This window comes from Sulfitobacter sp. M05, assembly GCF_029285175.1.
Classification (GTDB): domain Bacteria; phylum Pseudomonadota; class Alphaproteobacteria; order Rhodobacterales; family Rhodobacteraceae; genus Sulfitobacter.
This window is the reverse complement of sequence record NZ_JABEDH010000001.1, coordinates 325,557-342,964: the sequence shown is the minus strand read 5'-3', so window position 1 is coordinate 342,964 and position 17,408 is coordinate 325,557. Positions and strand designations below refer to the sequence as shown.

Here is a 17,408-nt window from a genome sequence, read left to right as displayed (position 1 = left end):
GCGAATCGGTGGGCTGTGATTCGTTTTCGACGAATCATGCGGGTTTCGGCGTGATTCTTAAACCCGATATCCTGCTTTTTCCTAAAGTGCCTGCCAAAAGATCACTTTCGGCTCCCTTTGTCCTTCAACCATCGTCCTTGGATTTGCTCAAATTGATCTTTTCAATCAACGAATCCAATGCGCTACGTTCGTCTTTATCAATATGGGCCCCATTGTCGCCCACCAGATATTCTACCGATTCCCCATGCGCTGCACGGCTGGCCTCATTGGCCGCACGTGCCGCCTCTGACAACCGCCACGTCACCCCCTCGTCCGCAACCCCGTTCAGGTCTTCGACCGCTTCGGCGATCTCGGCGTTCAACCCGCGGGCCGCTTCAAGCTTCGCCAGTTCTTCGGCAACCGTCAGGCTGGCCATCTCGGCGTCGCCAGGGTTCCGGATGCAGGGTGTAATGGCTACGTGGCGCTGCGAGACCAGATTTTCAAGGGCATCGCTTCCCAGTGCGCCGTAAATCTTTTCGCGCAACATCTCCGGGCCGGCATGAGCATGACGCAGCATCACATCGCGCAACCTTCGATGTGTCTGGTCGACACAGGTCATCCCCTCCAACCCGCTTTCAAACTCCTCGATAATCTGCGGATTGGTGGTCAGTGCGGCCAAGATCACCGCCTCGCGCAGGTACTCGGTCATGCCTGCATCCGCGCCCGCCACCAATATGGAGGACTTTGCCGTATGGCTGGCCTTATAGGGCGGCTCCTTGCCCCATTTCCCGCTGTTGCCGCGCGCCACGGCCGTCCGTCCACCGGTTTGCGGACGGAACAGCTTCCAGCGCAGGTCTTTGATTTCCTGCCCATAATGGCTGCGGATCGACGGGTCTTGAATAAGTTTGATCTTTTCGCGCAACGCCTTGTCCAGTGCGGCCTTGCGTTCGGGGCTGTCAAACACCTTGCCCTCGGTCTCGCGCTGCCACAGCAGCTGTACCATCGGCACCGCCCCGTCGATCAGCTTTTGAAACGCCCCCTTGCCAGCAGATTTCAACAGATCATCCGGGTCCTGCCCTTCCGGCATCATCGCAAAGCGCAGAGATTTGCCCGCCTCGATCAAAGGCAATGCCAGATCAATCAACCGCAACGCCGCGCGTTGTCCCGCCGTATCACCGTCCAGCGTGATCACCGGCTCGGGATCAATCCGCCACAGCATGGCCAGCTGGTTTTCCGTGATGGCCGTACCCAGAGGGGCCACCGCCGCCTCAAATCCGGCCTGTTGCAGCGCAATCACGTCCATATAGCCCTCGGCCACCAGCAAGGGCTGCCCCTTGCCCGCCGCAGTGCGGGCCTCCTTCACATTGTAAAGACTGCGCCCCTTGTCAAACAACTCTGTCTCGGGAGAATTCAAATATTTTGCGTTGTCGTTCGGGTCCATCGCACGCCCGCCAAAGGCAATCGCCCGCCCCCTTGCATCGCGAATGGGAAACATGATCCGACCGCGAAACGTATCATAAGGTTTGCCGCCTCTGGTCGACGGCTTGCCCAGCCCCGCACCGAGGATCAGCTTGTCGTCAATGTCCTTGCCCTTCAGCGCGTCCCACAGCCCCTGCCATGTGTCTGGCGCAAATCCGATTTCCCATCGTTCAAGTGCTGCGTCATCCAAACCGCGCTTTGTCAGATAGGCCCGCGCATCCGCGCCTGCGTTGGTCTTTAACTGCAAACGGAACCACCGCACCGCCAGCTCCATCACATCGGCCAGCTCGGTCCGTTTGTCGGCTTTTGCCTGCGCCTGCGGGTCCTGTTTCGGCACAGGCATCCCCGCCTCGCGCGCCAAAATCTCCACAGCTTCCATAAAGCCGACATTCTCCGTCTCACGCACGAATGAAATCGCATCACCCTTGGCGTGGCAGCCAAAGCAGTAATAGAATCCCTTACGGTCATCGACATGGAAACTGGCAGATTTTTCTTGATGAAACGGGCATGGGGCCCACATATCGCCCTTGCCCTGATTGGACTTGCGTGGATCCCACGTGACTTTACGCCCGACCACCTGTGACAGGCTCGACCTTGTGCGTAATTCGTCTAAAAATCCGGGTGGAAGGCTCATGCGTCTTTATATCGGACGGCGTGCGTCGAAGTCCATATGGCGCGCCGCTTATTGCTGCAAGCACAGCTCCGTCCAAGCCTCGGCAAGGTTCTTTTTACGGATGTCGCGCATTTTCATCTCGTAAACCCATGGGGTCAACAACGGGATGGCGGTGTTGAAATTCTCGGGCCATGTGGCGTTTTCAAGCACATGCGCCTGCACCTTACGTTCCTTCACACGGTCCAGCCGCGCCTGCTGGATCGCTGCCACAACGCTGGCCTGATGGCCACAGCTTTCAACCTTGGCGGCGTCCTGCGCCCAAACCGGCAGGGAAAACGATGCCGCCGCAACAGCAGCCAGAACCAATACACGTGTCATACTTGAAACCATCCTGTCAGATTCGATTGCGCCAAAGGTTACCCCCGTGACGCCACCGCCGCCATAGCCTGTTTCAAATCGTGCAATAAGGTGCCGGCCATCGAACGGAACACCATAACCTGAAACCCATCCGGCCCGGTCCGTGTGATTGAGGCGTTCATATGCCCCAGCTGACTGCGCGCCGTATGGCCGCGTTTGAAACTGCCCGCCCGCAGGTCCAGCGGCACCAGCCGCGCCAACACATCCTCTACGCCCGCACCGCTGATACTGACCACCGCCCAAGCGTCGGATTGATCCACCAGTGCCGCATGCTCTGCCAGCGCCGCATCCGGTTCAGCACCGATCAACATGACCTCGCCACGCCCGAACCACAGGCAGCGCAGACCGCCCTTGCCAGTGCTACGCCCCGCCGCTGGCAGTTTCACCCCATGGGCCTGTTCCAGCGCTGCCGACAATGCGGCGGTGTCACCATAGGCCGAAAGCGAGGTCATCCGCTCCGGTGCAACCTCGTCAACCGTGACACTGCCCAAGCGCAGGGGCACCAGCCCGGCGCAGGCACTTCGTTCTTTCAATTCAACCACGTACCCGCTCCCCTGCTGCATCCACAAACACCGGGTTGCAGATCTCGACTTCGGTTTCAATGCCGCGCATGTGATCCACAAGGCGCACGATCTCGCCCAACCGCGCAGGCCCGCGCCGCAGGAACCCCAACCCGATCATATGGCCCAGCTCCGGCGAATACCCGACCGAGGACACATGCCCCTGATGGTTCACCCGCACCGCATCCGCCGCGCGATCAAACAAAAAAGCACCAGCGCTCAACTCTGCGTCCACCGCGACCGGCTTCAGCCCGACAAGTTGCGGCCGCTCCTCCGCGACCAGCCCCTCCCGCGCCGCCATGACCTTGCCAACACAGTCTTTCTTGGCCGAGATCATCCGCCCCATGCCGATATCAAAGGCCGTTGCGCGCCCCTCAATCTCGGCATGGGTGATGAACCCTTTTTCGATCCGCAACACATTCAGCGCTTCCATACCGTATGGCCCGCCACCCAGCGCTTCGGCGGCCTTGATCAATGCGTCAAACAGGCTGGCCCCATAGCGCGAGGGCACCGCCAGTTCATAGGCATGTTCCCCGGAAAACGAGATCCGGAACAACCGCCCCGCAACGCCACCAACACGGACATCACCACAGGCCATAAACGGCCAGTTTTCGCCATCAATCGGTGCGTCCAACAGCCCATTCAGCACCTCCCGCGCCTTTGGGCCGGCAATCGCGAACTGCGCCCATTGCTCGGTTACGGATGTAAACGACACCTGCCATTCCGGATGCAGACATTGGGTCACAAACTCTAGATGCCGCATGACATTGCCCGCCGCCGCCGTTGTGGTGGTCATGACAAAATGCTGCGCACCCAGCCGCGCACAGGTGCCGTCATCCATGACATGCCCGTCTTCGCGCAACATCAGCCCATAGCGCACGCGGCCAACCTTCAGCGTCGAAAACATGTTGGTATAGACAAAATCCAGCAGCTGCGCCGCATCTGGCCCCTGAATGTCGATCTTACCCAGCGTCGAGACATCACACACCCCAACCGCGCGGCGCACATACCCGACCTCACGATCACAGCTTTCGCGCCACGTCGACTCCCCCGCCTTCGGGAAATAGCTTGGCCGATACCAAAGCCCCGCCTCGATCATCGGCGCACCGCGTTCCACCGTCGCCTGATGGGACGTGGTCCAGCGTTCCGGCGCAAACCCGTGCCCCTGACTGCCCGCGCCCATCGCGGCAATACTGACCGGCGTATATGGCGGGCGGAATGTCGTGGTTCCGGTTTCCGGTATCCCGCGCCCTGTGGCATCCGCCAAGATCGCCAAAGCGGCCACGTTCGAATTCTTGCCCTGATCCGTTGCCATGCCCTGCGTCGTATAGCGCTTCATATGTTCGACAGATTTGAAATTCTCGACCGCCGCCTGTTTGACGTCCTTGACCGACACATCGTTCTGAAAATCCAACCATGCCCGCCCCTTGCCCGCCACAGCCCACAAAGGGCTCATGCGATAAGGCGCATTCTCGGCCACGGGCAGGTCCACATCCGCCGGTTTCTTGCCCAGCGCCTTTGCCGCAGCTTTGCCCGCGGCAACACCATCCTGCAAACATCCCAGTGTCGAAAACACCCCATTACAGGCACCGGCAGCGCGCAAGCCCGCCACCGCCCCCGCTGTCGGGACAAAGGCCTGAATATCCTCGCGCCACGTGGGACGTCCACCGGTGTGACAGGTCAGGTTCACCGTCGGGTTCCACCCCCCCGACATGGCCAAACAATCCACCTGCAAACTGTCCTTCTGCCCCGACGCCCGCTGAAACGTGATGCTCTCAAGCGCCTTACGTCCACCCGAGTTACACACTTGCGCGCCGGTGATCACCGGGAATTCAGCACCCCTTACTACCGCATCAACACGGCTGTCGATCAAGGCCACTACATGCACACCGGCCTTTGCCAGATCGCGTGCCGTTTGCTGCGCATCATCGTTGTTCCCAAAAACGGCAACCCGCTTGCCCGGACTCACCCCCCAGCGGTTCAGATAGCTGCGCACCGCACCCGCCATCATGATCCCCGGTCGGTCGTTATTCTGAAATGCCACAGGCCGTTCGATCGCCCCTGCCGCCAGAACCGACTGTTTCGCCGAAATCCGCCAGAAACACTCCAGCGGTGCCCCGCCTGTGCGCTGTCCGGTATGCTGGTTGACCCGTTCCAACGCCCCGTACATGCCCCCATCATAGGCTCCAGTAACCGTCGTGCGCGACATCAGCCGCACATTTTCCATCGCGGCCAGCTCGGTCACAACCTGCGCCGCCCACACCGCACCCGGCTGATGGCCAATCGCGCCAGTCTCGCTATTCAGCCGCCCGCCCATCAAACTGTCTTCATCGGCAAGGATCACATCCAGACCACTGCGCGCTGCGCTCAACGCCGCCATCAGCCCGGTCGGCCCCGCACCAATCACCAGCAGATCACAAAACGCAAAGGCCTTTTCATAGGTATCCGTATTGCTCTGCCCCGAAAGCGCCCCCAGCCCCGCCGCCTTGCGGATCACCGGCTCATAAATCGCTTCCCAAAATTTCTTGGGCCACATGAAAGTCTTGTAGTAAAAACCCGCCCCCAGAAAAGGGGCCGCCAGATCATTCACCGCCATCACGTCAAACGCCAACGACGGCCATGCGTTCTGACTGCGCACCACCATTCCCTCGTAAATCTCGGCCTGTGTGGCACGCAAATTCGGCTCTGCCTGCGCCCCTTCCCCCACCGTAATCAGCGCATTCGGCTCTTCACTGCCCGCGGTCAGAACGCCGCGCGGACGGTGATATTTGAACGACCGGCCCATCAGGTTCACACCATTGGCCAACAACGCTGACGCAACAGTATCCCCCGCGTGGCCGTGATAGGTCACACCATCAAAGCGGAACCGCACCCGCACGCCGTGATCAACAAGGCCCTTCCCCGCAACCCTCATGATGCCACTCCCATGCTGCGCTTTACATCTGCCGCCAGCGTCACCTCGGAAATCTCGTGGGTGCGGGTGTCGCGGCGCACCACCAGCCATGCCGCACAACCCGCTTCATGCTGCCACAGCTCCTCTGTCACCCCTGCCGGGTTCTCCCGCAGATGCAGATAGTCATCCCAGGCCTCAACGCCGGCAGTGGCCTCAGGACGCGCCAACATCACGGCAGCACCTTGATAATAAAACTCCCGCCGGTCGCGGTCGCCACATAAAGGACATTCAATTCTCACACCAACACCCCCATCGCAGCACCGCCCCCCGGCTTCATCTTGCCCTCTAAACTCAATCCCGCCATCTCATCCCCGCTAGTGCAAATTATGCTGCGAACCGGTCGCCTCTTCATCCATCAATCCGACCCCGGTGCGGAACCGGTCCAGCCGGAATTTCGCCGCCGCTTCATGGCGATTGCCTGTGGCCATCAGATGGGCAAATGCATCCCCCGATCCGGGCACCGCCTTGAACCCGCCGTAACACCAGCCGCAATTGACAAACAAACCCTCGGTTTCGGTCTTGTCGATGATGGGGGAACCATCCGGCGTCATGTCCATGATCCCGCCCCAACTGCGCAAAACCTTGGCCTTGCCGATCATCGGCATCAGGGTCATGCCCGCTTCCATCACATGCTCCATCATCGGCATATTGCCGCGCTGCGCATAAGAGGCGTAGAAATCCAGATCACCGCCAAAGACCAGGCCGCCCTTGTCGGACTGGCTGATATAGAAATGCCCCATGCCAAAGCTGACCACATGGTCAATCACCGGTTTGATGCCTTCGGTAACAAAGGCCTGCAACACATGGCTCTCAATCGGCAGGCGCATCCCGGCCATGGCCGCCACCTGCCCCGAGCGCCCGGCAACAACCACGCCGACTTTCTTGGCCCGGATCGCGCCGCGTGTGGTCTGCACCCCTTTGACCACACCGTTTTCGATATCAATCCCGGTCACCTCGCACTGCTGAATAAGATCAACACCGTGCTGGTCGGCCCCCCGCGCATATCCCCAAGCCACCGCATCATGGCGCGCCGTACCGCCACGCCGGTGCAGCAACCCGCCATAAATCGGAAAGCGCGTGTTGTCGAAATCCAGATAGGGCAGCAGGTGCCGCACGCGCTCGGCGCTCAGCAGCTCCGCATCATCGCCCTGCGACACCATCATGTTGCCCCGCCGCGCAAAGGCGTCGCGCTGACCGTCGGAGTGACACAGCATCAAGACCCCGCGCTGCGACATCATCGCGTTATAATTCAGGTCCTGCTCAAGGTTTTCCCACAGCTTCAACGAATGGGAATAAAACTGCGAATTGCCCTCAAGCCCATAGTTCGCCCGCACAATGGTGGTGTTTCGCCCAACATTACCACCCCCAAGATAGCCCTTTTCCAATACCGCAATATTGGTCATGCCGTGGTTCTTGGCCAGATAATAAGCCGTGCTTAACCCATGACCACCGCCACCGATGATCACCGCGTCATATTCCGCCTTGGGTTCGGGATCTCGCCAATGGGGCGTCCAGCCCTTATTGCCGCTCAGCCCTTCGCGCAGCACCCGCAACCCCGAAAACCGCATGTCGTTCTCTCCCGTAACCCTTCCCACCATAAAGGCAGCACCGGCCCAAGGGTACAACGGCTTTTTATACCCTCTTGTCCGGCAGCGACATTATTCGGCCACCGTTGCACTCAGTGCCTGCATCGCCGCCAAATAGGGCCCCGGTCCGTGACTGACCCGTGCCACACCGGCCTCGGCCAAAGCTTCGATCGTGACGGCATCCCCCATCCGCATCACATTCACCGGCAGATTCTGCGCCGCACAAAACTGTGCCACCTGCACAACATCGGCCAGACCCGGCACAAAAATCCCGTCCGCCCCGGCCTGCGCATAGGCTTTGGCGCGTAAAACGGCCTGTGCCATCTGATCGGCCATCGCTGCGCTATCCCCGCAGAAAAACACATCCGTACGTGCATTGATGAAAAAATCCGGGCCGACTGCCGCCCGCACCGCAGCAACCCGCGCCACCTGTACATCAATCGCATGTAACCCCTCGCCGCCAACCACGCGGTCCTCAAAGTTCATGCCAACCGCACCGGCTTCGCGCAATAAGACCGCATTCACCGCCACCTCCGTGGCGGCCAGCGCATAGCCGCCTTCGAAATCCACGCTTACCGGCACGGTCACAGCATCCACCACCTGCCCCGCCACCCGCAGCGCCTCCGCCATCGGCAATGCCTCGCCATCCCCAAACCCCTGCGCTGCGGCCACCGCCCAGCTGCCAGTGGCCACGGCACTTGCCCCTGCTTCGGCCACAGCCTTGGCAGATCCGGCATCCCAAATGTTATGCAGAACCAATGGCTGCCCCTTCACGTGCAGCCCCCTGAACGCCGCCGCTTTCTCTGAAAATCCGGTCATCTGGTCCCCTTTCTTTGCGCAAATCCGCGCTCCATTTCGATCAACGCCTGTTTGCGCCACAAGCCACCACCATATCCCGTTAACGCCCCATCAGCCCCGATCACGCGGTGACAGGGGATCACGATGGCAATCGGATTTGCCCCATTGGCCCGCGCCACAGCGCGCGTCGCTTCAGGGCGGCCCATCCTCTTGGCGACCTCGCCATATGATCGGGTTTCACCGGCTGGAATATCACGCAGGGCGCGCCAGACCTCTTGGGTGAATGGCGTCCCCAAAGGGGCCAGCCGGGTGTGAAAATCAGCGGATCGCCCGTCCATAAACGCCGCCATCTCGGTCTCGATCTGATCCGTTGGCGCAAAGCGGCCAAACCCCAACGATCCCTTGGCAAGCGCATAGAGCCGCTTCAACTCGCCGGGCAGCGCCTTGCGTTCGGCAAATTCCAGCAAATGCAGCGCGTGTTTGTCGCTCACCGCAATCATCGGCCCCAGCTTGGTCTCGATCCAATCCGCCCGCAGTGTGGCATTCTGCACAAACTTTGAGGGCGACAGCCCCAGCCAGTTGGCAAAGGCGCGTCGAAAGGCAGCGGGGCTGTCATAAGAAGCTTCCATCTGCGCATCAATCACCCGCCTGCCCTCCGGCAAAACGGCCGCCCCTGTGCGCAACCGTGTCAGCCGCGCCATTTCAAGAAAGGTCATGCCGAAATGCCGCTTGAAGGCGCGCCGCACCGTAGACGGATCAAAGCCCATGGCAATCACATCGCGCTCCAGCCAGCGCCGCGCCGGATCATCGCGCAGCCCCGCTAACAGCGCCGCGATGGCCGGGTCGGCCTGCGCCGCCGGTGCCATGGGATGGCAGCGTTTGCAGGCCCGAAAACCGGCCTCGATACAGGCCCCCATGGTTTCGAAAAACACACAGTTCTCGCGCTTAGGCTTGCGCGCCGGGCAGGTCAGGCGACAGAAAACCCCGGTAGAGGTCACGCCGACATAGGCCCGTCCATCAAACCGCGCATCCCGCGCCAGCAAGGCCGCATAAAGCGCCCCGTCATCAGAAAAATCAAACATCATGCCACATGCATAAGCCACCGCGCGCGGCCTGTCCGCCCAGGATCGGGCGTCTATTCAATTTTCCTGAATATTCCAGAGCCGGGCCCACCACAGGCGCACGTCTTTGTCACACACGGCTATGGTATGGCGGCTGCGGCGGTGCCACCTTTGGCCTGCCGGTAGCAAGTGGAAAGGGCGACATCCGCCCTTTCCATAAAATCCGTATGGATCAGCGGATCACAGACCCTTGGCGCGATAACTGGATGCAACCTTGTCGATCGACACCAGATAGGCCGCCGTCCGCAGGTCTTTTACATCGTCGCGCCCATGCCAGACATCAGCCATCGACTGATAGGCCGTCGACATCGTGTCATCCAGACCAGAGCGCACCAGCTCAAGCTCGCCCGCACCGCGCAGGTACTTTTCCTTGAAGTTCGGGCTCAGCTGCCAACCAATGCCACTGTCAGCGGACAGGCGTTCCAGTTCGTCAACCACCAATTGGTGACGCGCTTCTTCCTGACGACGCTGCATCCGGCCAAAGCGGATATGGCTCAGGTTTTTGACCCACTCGAAGTAAGACACAGTCACACCACCGGCGTTGGCATACATATCCGGCACAATGACACAGCCCTTGTCGCGCAAAATCTCATCTGCGCCAGCTGTGACCGGACCATTAGCAGCCTCAATGATCAACGGAGCTTTGACACGGTCCGCGTTGGTCAGGTTGATCACCCCTTCAAGGGCCGCTGGGATCAGGATGTCGCAATCCAGTTCCAGCAGTTTCGCCCCGTCAGTCTCCAACGTGCCATGCGGATAGCCCGTGATCGTGCCGTGTTTGCCAATCCAGTCATAGACCGCCTGAACATCCAAACCGTTTTCATCGTGCAACCCACCATCACGTTCGATGATCGCAGTGATCTTGCAGCCGTCTTCTTCGCTCAGGAACTTGGCCGCGTGATAGCCCACATTGCCCAGCCCCTGCACAACAACGCGCTTGCCCTCAAGCTTGCCGGTCAGGCCAGCCTTTACCATGCCCTGCGCATCGCGGAAAAACGCGTGCAGCGCATATTGCACACCGCGCCCTGTGGCCTCGGTACGGCCCTGGATACCACCCGCGTTGGTCGGCTTCCCGGTGACACAGGCAACACCGTTGATGTCGGTTGTGTTCATACGCTTATATTGATCCGCAATCCACGCCATCTCGCGCTCGCCGGTGCCCATGTCGGGGGCGGGCACGTTTTGCGCCGGGTTGATCATGTCGCGCTTGATCAACTCATAGGCAAAGCGGCGGGTGATCAGCTCAAGCTCGTGATCGTCATATTCGCGCGGATCAATACACAGCCCCCCCTTAGAGCCGCCAAACGGGGCTTCGACCAAGGCACATTTATAGGTCATCAAAGCCGCAAGCGCCTCGACCTCGTTCTGGTTCACACCCAGTGAATAGCGGATCCCGCCCTTGACCGGCTCCATATGTTCGGAATGCACCGAACGGTAACCGGTAAATGTCTGGATTCTGCCGCGCAGGCGCACACCGAAACGCACCGTATAAGTGGCGTTACAGACCCGGATTTTCTCCTCCAGCCCGGGCTGGAGGTCCATCAGAGCGACGGCACGGTTAAACATTATGTCCACGCTTTCGCGGAAACTCGGTTCGTTAGAAGACTGCATCGGTCTCTCCTGTCCTTTTTTGGGGGCAGTTTCATCTTGGCCTGAAGTGTCATCGCGACTCGGCGTGGATCAGGGTGCCCATCCTTACCCTACCGTTGGTATGTGAAAGGTGCGACTTTATTAATCGTTAATATTTCGCCTCTTCCGTTGCTCTGAGGCGAAAAGCTCCTTCGCACCATTCTGCCGGTCTATGACCCGACTGTGCATAAACCGGAAACAGCGGTCCTGCTTTTTGCCTCACAGTTGAGTAAAAACCACTTAAAATACCTTTATTTGCCAATAATTCGCCCCATTTCCGCCACGTTGGCAGGGCACAACAGTCCCAAGGAAAAGTCCGCCCGCATGTCTGGGATGCCCTGAGGTGGTTTGGCTGGAAAGGTTAACGACGATGACAAAAATTCTGCGTAAAAAACGCTCAGATCGACAGGATCTGGCGATGTTCTATCGCAATTTTGCGAAAGAAGAAGATGGGGTTGTCACGGCCTTTGCATGCCTGATGATCTTTATGATTGTGCTGATCGGTGGCATCGGGGTGGACATGATGCGCCACGAAATGGAACGGACCCGCATTCAGGCGGTCGCCGACCGGGCTGTGTTGGCCGCCGCTGATCTGGATCAGGAGCTGGACCCCGAAGCCGTTGTGCGCGACTATTTCGCCAAATCCGGCATGGCCGATTTCGTCTCGCAGGTTAACGTAGACCAAGGCCTGAATTACCGCACAGTTACGGTTGACGCGACCACAACTTTCGACACCCAGTTCATGGATTTTCTGGGGGTCCCCACTTTGGACGTGCCCGGCATATCAACCGCCGAGGAACGGGTGAGTAAGGTCGAGATTTCGATGGTTCTCGATATCTCTGGGTCGATGGGGCGAAATGGCAGAATGGGCAACCTGCAAGTCGCCGCTGGCGAATTTCTTGACGCGGTTCTGAAAGACGAAACCGAAGATCTGATTTCGATCAACGTTGTGCCCTACACTGCGCAGGTAAATGCTGGTGAAAGAATCTTCTCGCAGATGAATGTTAACCGCTTGCACGACTATTCATTCTGTATTGATTTCACCGATCTAGACTTCACCAACCCTGCAATTCTTGCTGGTTCAACGCACGGCGCTGAACCTTATGAACACATGCAGCACTTTGATGCCGGTTACCGATGGAGCGGCAGCCGTAGCGAGGATTCGATCTCCAATCCCGGCTGCCCCAAACGGTCTTACGAAGAAATCACGGCATTTTCGCAGAATAAAGAGGCGCTGAAGGCGCAGATCAACCAGTTCCGTCCCCGTGCCAATACAGCCATTCATTTGGGTATGAAATGGGGCGTCGGTATGCTTGACCCTGCATGGCAGGACTTCAACGCCGCGCTGGGTGTCGACCAGCCGTTTCTGGACCGGCCCGCCGCCTATGCCGATCCTGATGTGCCGGAATCAAACGAGACGCTCAAGACAATCATCCTGATGACCGACGGTGAAAACGTCACTACAAGACGGATCCACCCAGACTATTACTCCAGACAAAGCCACAGGGTACACTGGAGCAAGTATCCGCTAGGGTACTACCTGAACCGGCACGTCCGATCCCGTGACCACTGGCGCTGGAGAACGACCAAATACACGCCAAGCAAAGCCGACGCCCTGCTGAGCGACATTTGCGACGCGGCCAAGGACAACAACATTGTCATCTGGTCAATCGGATTTGAAGTAAGCGACCACGGTGCCGACGTCATGCGCAATTGCGCCTCTTCACCCAGCCACTTTTTCCGGGTGGAAGGGATCGAGATCAGCGAAGCATTTGCATCCATTGCACGCCAGATTAACCAGTTGAGGCTCACACAATGAGACATCCGATACGCAAGCTTCTGCGGCGCTTTCGCCGCGACGAAGACGGCTCTGCCATGGTGGTCGAATTCGCCCTTTTTGTCCCACTGCTGTTTGGTGTTTTCCTGATGGCTGTTGAAATGGGCATCTATTCGATGCGGCAGATGTATCTGGACCGGGGTCTGGACATCGCGGTGCGTTACATCCGCCTGAACACCCACAGAACCTTCACCCATGACGACATCAAACAGATGATCTGTGCCAATACGGGTTGGTTGGAAAACTGCGATGAAACGCTGCGCCTAGAAATGACATCCGTCGATCCACGCGCCTTTGCCCGCTTTGATGCAGAGGTCGATTGTGTGGACACCTCCCTGCCGGTCAAACCGGTGCGTGGGTTTACGCTTGGTGACTCGAACCAGGTGATGATGTTGCGGGCCTGTGTCCGGTTCAATCCAGTCTACCCGACCAGCGGTCTGGGCCATGAATTTGAAAAAGACGGCACCGGCAGAGCCAAAATGGTCGCGACCGCCGCCTTTGTACAGGAGCCGTGAACATGTGGACAGCACGTATAAAAACCCGATTGCGCGGCTTTCTGCGCGATGATGACGGCAATATCGCGGTTGAGGCAATGATCGTTCTGCCGGTGATGTTTTGGGCCTTTCTGTCGGTGTTCTCCATCTTCCATGCCTTCCGCACCTACAGCATCAACCACAAGGCCGCCTTTACCATCGGCGATTCCATTTCCCGCGAGACGGCCCCACTGGATCAGGCCTATCTGGACGGGTCACTGCAACTCTTTGAATATCTGTCCAACAGCCAGAGCCTTTCATCCCTGCGGGTGACCTCTCTGTTCTATGATGGCGACGACCAGCGCTTTTACCGGGATTGGTCCAAGACCAGCGGTGGTAAGCCAGAGCTGAGCAATGGCGACGTACGCGACTGGGCAAACCGCCTGCCGGTCATGCCGGACAACGAACGCATCGTGCTTGTCGAAACCTGGAGCAACTACGAACCGCCCTTCAGAACCGGCCTTGAACGACGCGAAATCAAAAACTTTGTCTTCACCCGGCCACGTTTTGCCCCACGGGTCTGCTGGCGCGAATGTAACTAGCCTCAGGCACCAAAGAAGCAACAGGCGCTACGTCGGCATCCAAACCGGCGTAGCGCAACGCCGTTTGCCAACAATCCAATGCTCAGGTTGAGGTAAAACAGCGTGACCGCAGCTTTATTGACCTTGCTCGCGGGTCGCCATCATTGCTGACAAAACTTCCGACATAAACTTGGTCTGATTGCCGGGGGTCATCCCGCCAATGCCAACGCGCCGCCCCGTACGCCACCACAATCCGGGCCGCCAGACACCCGGCTCTGCATCGGCAGTCCGGATGAGGAAACCATTCGAGGGTTTGAAAGCAAAAACGCCGCGATCCATGCTTTGAATGTCCGCCACCCGCGCAATGACCGTGCCGTCGCCGTCGCGCAATTCAGTCGGGGTCAACTCAATGCAACTGGCCGTCGACTTGCGCATCTTGTCCGCGCACCAAAGCGACGCCGCCCCCAGAGCGATCAGGAACACCTGCCAGCCCAGCGACGGCGGCCGCAGAAAGGCGATGTAAATCAACAAAACCCCAAGTACCCCGAGTGAGGTTAACCCCAGAATGCGCCGCCCGGTTGACGCCCGCGCCACGGCAAGAACTTCGTTTTTGTCTTTGAATTCCACTGTCCCAGCTCCGCATTGACCACCCGCTCCCTACCCCGCGGCGCGGCCATCGGCAAGCGACCCGGCGTTTACGGGTGTTTGGGCGGTTTGTGCCTGCGCCGCTTCAGCATCTCTTCCAAGCGGTCGGCAACCTTTGCACGTTCTTGTGCCGACATCGCCCCAACCCGGTCAAGCCAAGCCGATTGCATCTTGCCCGAAACATGTTTTGCCGCCTCGGTCTGGGCTGCAAACAACCGGCTCATCTCGGCTGCCTCAAAGGGATCAGCCCGCAAAACCGCAATCATTTCCTGTTGCATTTCCCGCCGCGCGGCACGGCTGGGCAAATCATGCGCGCCCTCTTTCAGCACCTGCCGCAACGCCCGCCTGTCCTCCTTTGGCAAGGCCCGCAAAAACGGTACCCCCGAACTGCGCACCGGTTCACCAATCCGGTCCCACCCGCGTTTCCCGCCCGTATGACGCAGGGCAGCGCCGGCAAAAATTCCCACAAAAACAAGGTTCAGCGCCAAAGATATCCCAAAAGCCCATTTCAAGGCGCGCCCCCTCCGGCCTGCTGGCAACGGTGTCTGTGTCATCCTAGCTTTCCTCAATATCCCAACCAAAGGCGGTCAACGTACCGCCCTCGATCTCTGCGTCCAACGTGGCCTCAAACCCCAGAACCGTACCGGCCAGATCCGGCAGACTGGCCGGCGGGGCCACCCCCAGCCAAAAACCGAAACACCCCGCCGTGATCAATCCCCCCACACCCGGCGCACCGCCCAAGGCGCGCAATAACACCTGCCAGCGCAGGCGCACCGCTGCTGGTTGCAGCGCATCAGCATCTGCCAGAACCCGTGCCATCAACCCCTCAGGCATCTGCGCTGGTGCCGCGCGGGCCTGCTGGAACAACGTGTCCAGTTCAGTGTTTATCTTATCATCATCAGTCATCGTCATACCCCAAGGCATCTTTTTGTCCCGCCAGCGCCTGCGTCAGCGCCCGTTTCCCCCGCGCCGTCAGGCTTTCCACCGCCGCAACCCCAGTTTCCAGAATTACCGCTATCTCGGGATTGGCCAACCCGTCGATATGGCGCAACACCACCGCCTGTTTCTGGCGGTCCGGCAATTGATCCAGCGCCTGTTGCAGGGCATCCAAGCGTGCCGCATCCAAAATGCGCCGTTCCACGCTGACCGCAGGATCAGCCGGTTCGTCAATTTCGTCCAATCCGGTGCTGCGCCGTTTGCGCAGCCGGTCAATGCACCGGTTCGCCACCACCCGGTAAAGCCATGTGCTTACCCGCGCTTCACCGCTGCGCCATTCGGGCGCAACCTTCCACAGCTTCAACATCGCTTCTTGCGCGACATCTTCGGCCTCTGCCCTATCCCCCAAAACCCGCAACGCATGACCATAAAGCCGCGGCGTCAGTGTTGCGGCCAACAGGCGTGCCGCTGCCGCGTCCCCTTGGGCATAGCGCTGCAACAACGCCGCCTCGGCATCATCACCATGCGCCGCCGTATGGGAGGCACCCGTCTGGGGAAAGTTCGACATATCCATCATCGCTAAGCCTCACGGGGGCGCAAATCAAGCGCCCCCGACTGGCATCTTAGTCGGCTTTGGGCGCGTGATCTTTGCCCTTACCATGGCCCTTGCCGTGATATTTGCGGGCCTTGGCGAACTCCTCCGCACTCAAGGCCCCGTCATCATTGGCGTCCAGCTTGGCAAACATCTTGGTCGGATCACGACGGGCGCTCATCTCGGCAAAGGACAGTTTTCCGTCGCCATTGGCATCTGCACGTTTCATCATCTTCGCGGCGCGTTTACCATGACGGCCCTCAGATGCCGCTTTCAACTCGGCGGCGTCCAGCTTGCCGTCCTTGTTGGCGTCATGGCGCTTCAACATCTTTTCGGCGCGCTTACCGCCATGCTTGGCCCGTTGCGCCTGCATCTCTTCAGGCGTCAGGAACCCGTCCTTATCCGCATCCGCCTTGGCGAAACGAGCCTGCATATGGGCGTTTAGTTCCTCTTGGGTCAGCGCGCCATTGCCATCTGCGTCAATCTGCTCGAACAAGGCGGCACCCTTATCGCCACTCTTGGCCTGTGCCGCACCACCCACGGCAATAAGTCCCGCCAGCAAGGCCATCTTCATATGTGTCGCATTGATCATCGGATTACTCCATCTGTGTTCCTAAGGCCCGTTTTTCGGGTCCGGTGATCATCAAACGGGCACTGCGCAGATTTCCGTCGCTGTTGGTTCACATTTTTTGCATACTATTGCGACATCGCGCCGCAATCCCTGCCTCGGGTCTTTCTTTTTCACGCAATGCAGCGCAAGTGAAAGACAACAAAAGGAACAAGTATGACAGATCACGCGCATGTCGCAGACGGCAATGTTGAGCTTGCCGCTTCCGCACCGGAACGCAACCGCTGGAACGCAATGCTGCGCGGCTGGCGTGGCAAATGCCCCAAATGCGGCTCTGGCCCGCTGCTGAAAGGATATCTTAAAGTCAATGACGACTGCGCCGTTTGCCGTCAGGAGTTTCACCACCACCGTGCAGATGACGGGCCGGCATATTTAACGATCCTGATCGTCGGCCACCTGCTGGCACCGCTGTTGCACATCGTCTTTGTTACCTGGCGCCCCGAGCCGCTGACCCTTTTCAGCATTTTTGCGGTTGGATGTGTCGGCTTGTCGCTCTACCTTCTGCCCAGACTGAAAGGGGTAGTGATCGGTTTTCAGTGGGCCAAGGGCATGGGCGGTTTCTCAGACGAGAGCTGACATCC

At 59.2% G+C, this 17,408-nt stretch carries 18 protein-coding genes; 4 read left to right on the top strand and 14 right to left on the bottom strand.

Going from position 1 to position 17,408, the window contains the following annotated elements:
• Window positions 1-124: 124 nt before the first annotated feature.
• From dnaG to HKX44_RS01620, 9 genes are all read right to left on the bottom strand, one after another.
• Window positions 125-2,092 (bottom strand): DNA primase, encoded by a 1,968-nt coding sequence (gene dnaG / locus HKX44_RS01660; protein ID WP_276149569.1) that lies wholly within the window; start codon window positions 2,090-2,092, stop codon window positions 125-127.
• Window positions 2,093-2,140: 48 nt separating this feature from the next.
• A complete protein-coding gene (locus HKX44_RS01655; protein ID WP_276149568.1) occupies window positions 2,141-2,449 on the bottom strand; it encodes a hypothetical protein in 309 nt (102 codons plus the stop codon).
• A 38-nt stretch (window positions 2,450-2,487) separates the two neighbouring features.
• Complete coding sequence (locus HKX44_RS01650) at window positions 2,488-3,030, bottom strand: sarcosine oxidase subunit gamma family protein (RefSeq protein ID WP_276149567.1); 543 nt, start codon at window positions 3,028-3,030, stop codon at window positions 2,488-2,490.
• Window positions 3,023-5,962: a sarcosine oxidase subunit alpha family protein gene (locus HKX44_RS01645; protein WP_276149566.1), complete on the bottom strand. Its 2,940-nt coding sequence runs from the start codon at window positions 5,960-5,962 to the stop codon at window positions 3,023-3,025. Before HKX44_RS01645 ends, HKX44_RS01650 begins: the two co-directional genes overlap by 8 nt.
• Window positions 5,959-6,240 carry a sarcosine oxidase subunit delta gene (locus tag HKX44_RS01640; protein WP_276149565.1) on the bottom strand — a complete coding sequence of 94 codons (282 nt, stop codon included), beginning with the start codon at window positions 6,238-6,240 and terminating at the stop codon, window positions 5,959-5,961. Before HKX44_RS01640 ends, HKX44_RS01645 begins: the two co-directional genes overlap by 4 nt.
• Window positions 6,241-6,315: 75 nt before the next feature.
• On the bottom strand, window positions 6,316-7,569 hold the full coding sequence (locus HKX44_RS01635; protein WP_276149564.1) for a sarcosine oxidase subunit beta family protein: 1,254 nt from the start codon (window positions 7,567-7,569) through the stop codon (window positions 6,316-6,318).
• A 90-nt stretch (window positions 7,570-7,659) separates the two neighbouring features.
• Window positions 7,660-8,406 (bottom strand): isocitrate lyase/phosphoenolpyruvate mutase family protein, encoded by a 747-nt coding sequence (locus HKX44_RS01630; RefSeq protein WP_276149563.1) that lies wholly within the window; start codon window positions 8,404-8,406, stop codon window positions 7,660-7,662.
• The gene (locus HKX44_RS01625) at window positions 8,403-9,470 is read right to left on the bottom strand and encodes a trifunctional transcriptional activator/DNA repair protein Ada/methylated-DNA--[protein]-cysteine S-methyltransferase (protein ID WP_276149562.1); all 1,068 of its coding nucleotides are present in this window, start codon (window positions 9,468-9,470) and stop codon (window positions 8,403-8,405) included. Before HKX44_RS01625 ends, HKX44_RS01630 begins: the two co-directional genes overlap by 4 nt.
• 216 nt (window positions 9,471-9,686) lie before the next feature.
• A complete protein-coding gene (locus tag HKX44_RS01620) occupies window positions 9,687-11,117 on the bottom strand; it encodes a Glu/Leu/Phe/Val dehydrogenase (RefSeq protein ID WP_276149561.1) in 1,431 nt (476 codons plus the stop codon).
• A 388-nt stretch (window positions 11,118-11,505) separates the two neighbouring features.
• Here HKX44_RS01620 and HKX44_RS01615 point away from each other — a divergent pair, with 388 nt between their 5' ends.
• Genes HKX44_RS01615 through HKX44_RS01605 form a run of 3 tightly spaced genes read left to right on the top strand, consistent with a single transcriptional unit; the run spans window position 11,506 to window position 14,047 of the window.
• Window positions 11,506-12,954: a pilus assembly protein TadG-related protein gene (locus HKX44_RS01615; RefSeq protein WP_276149560.1), complete on the top strand. Its 1,449-nt coding sequence runs from the start codon at window positions 11,506-11,508 to the stop codon at window positions 12,952-12,954.
• Window positions 12,951-13,487, top strand: coding sequence for a TadE/TadG family type IV pilus assembly protein (locus HKX44_RS01610; RefSeq protein ID WP_276149559.1), 537 nt, complete (start codon window positions 12,951-12,953; stop codon window positions 13,485-13,487). The genes HKX44_RS01615 and HKX44_RS01610 overlap by 4 nt, the downstream gene beginning before the upstream one ends.
• 2 nt (window positions 13,488-13,489) lie before the next feature.
• The gene (locus HKX44_RS01605) at window positions 13,490-14,047 is read left to right on the top strand and encodes a hypothetical protein (RefSeq protein ID WP_276149558.1); all 558 of its coding nucleotides are present in this window, start codon (window positions 13,490-13,492) and stop codon (window positions 14,045-14,047) included.
• A 114-nt stretch (window positions 14,048-14,161) separates the two neighbouring features.
• Here the strand turns inward: HKX44_RS01605 and HKX44_RS01600 are convergent, their stop codons facing one another.
• The 5 genes from HKX44_RS01600 to HKX44_RS01580 form a co-directional block, all read right to left on the bottom strand.
• Window positions 14,162-14,653, bottom strand: coding sequence for a hypothetical protein (locus HKX44_RS01600; protein WP_276149557.1), 492 nt, complete (start codon window positions 14,651-14,653; stop codon window positions 14,162-14,164).
• A gap of 68 nt (window positions 14,654-14,721) precedes the next feature.
• Window positions 14,722-15,225, bottom strand: coding sequence for a periplasmic heavy metal sensor (locus HKX44_RS01595; protein ID WP_276149555.1), 504 nt, complete (start codon window positions 15,223-15,225; stop codon window positions 14,722-14,724).
• A gap of 1 nt (window position 15,226) precedes the next feature.
• Window positions 15,227-15,577, bottom strand: coding sequence for a hypothetical protein (locus HKX44_RS01590; protein ID WP_276149554.1), 351 nt, complete (start codon window positions 15,575-15,577; stop codon window positions 15,227-15,229).
• Window positions 15,570-16,184: an RNA polymerase sigma factor gene (locus tag HKX44_RS01585; protein ID WP_276149553.1), complete on the bottom strand. Its 615-nt coding sequence runs from the start codon at window positions 16,182-16,184 to the stop codon at window positions 15,570-15,572. The genes HKX44_RS01590 and HKX44_RS01585 overlap by 8 nt, the downstream gene beginning before the upstream one ends.
• 46 nt (window positions 16,185-16,230) lie before the next feature.
• Window positions 16,231-16,791, bottom strand: a complete 561-nt coding sequence (locus HKX44_RS01580; protein WP_276149552.1) for an EF-hand domain-containing protein — start codon at window positions 16,789-16,791, stop codon at window positions 16,231-16,233.
• Between the two features lie 192 nt (window positions 16,792-16,983).
• Between HKX44_RS01580 and HKX44_RS01575 the strand changes: the two genes are divergently transcribed.
• Window positions 16,984-17,403, top strand: a complete 420-nt coding sequence (locus tag HKX44_RS01575) for a DUF983 domain-containing protein (protein ID WP_276149551.1) — start codon at window positions 16,984-16,986, stop codon at window positions 17,401-17,403.
• Window positions 17,404-17,408 lie beyond the last annotated feature (5 nt).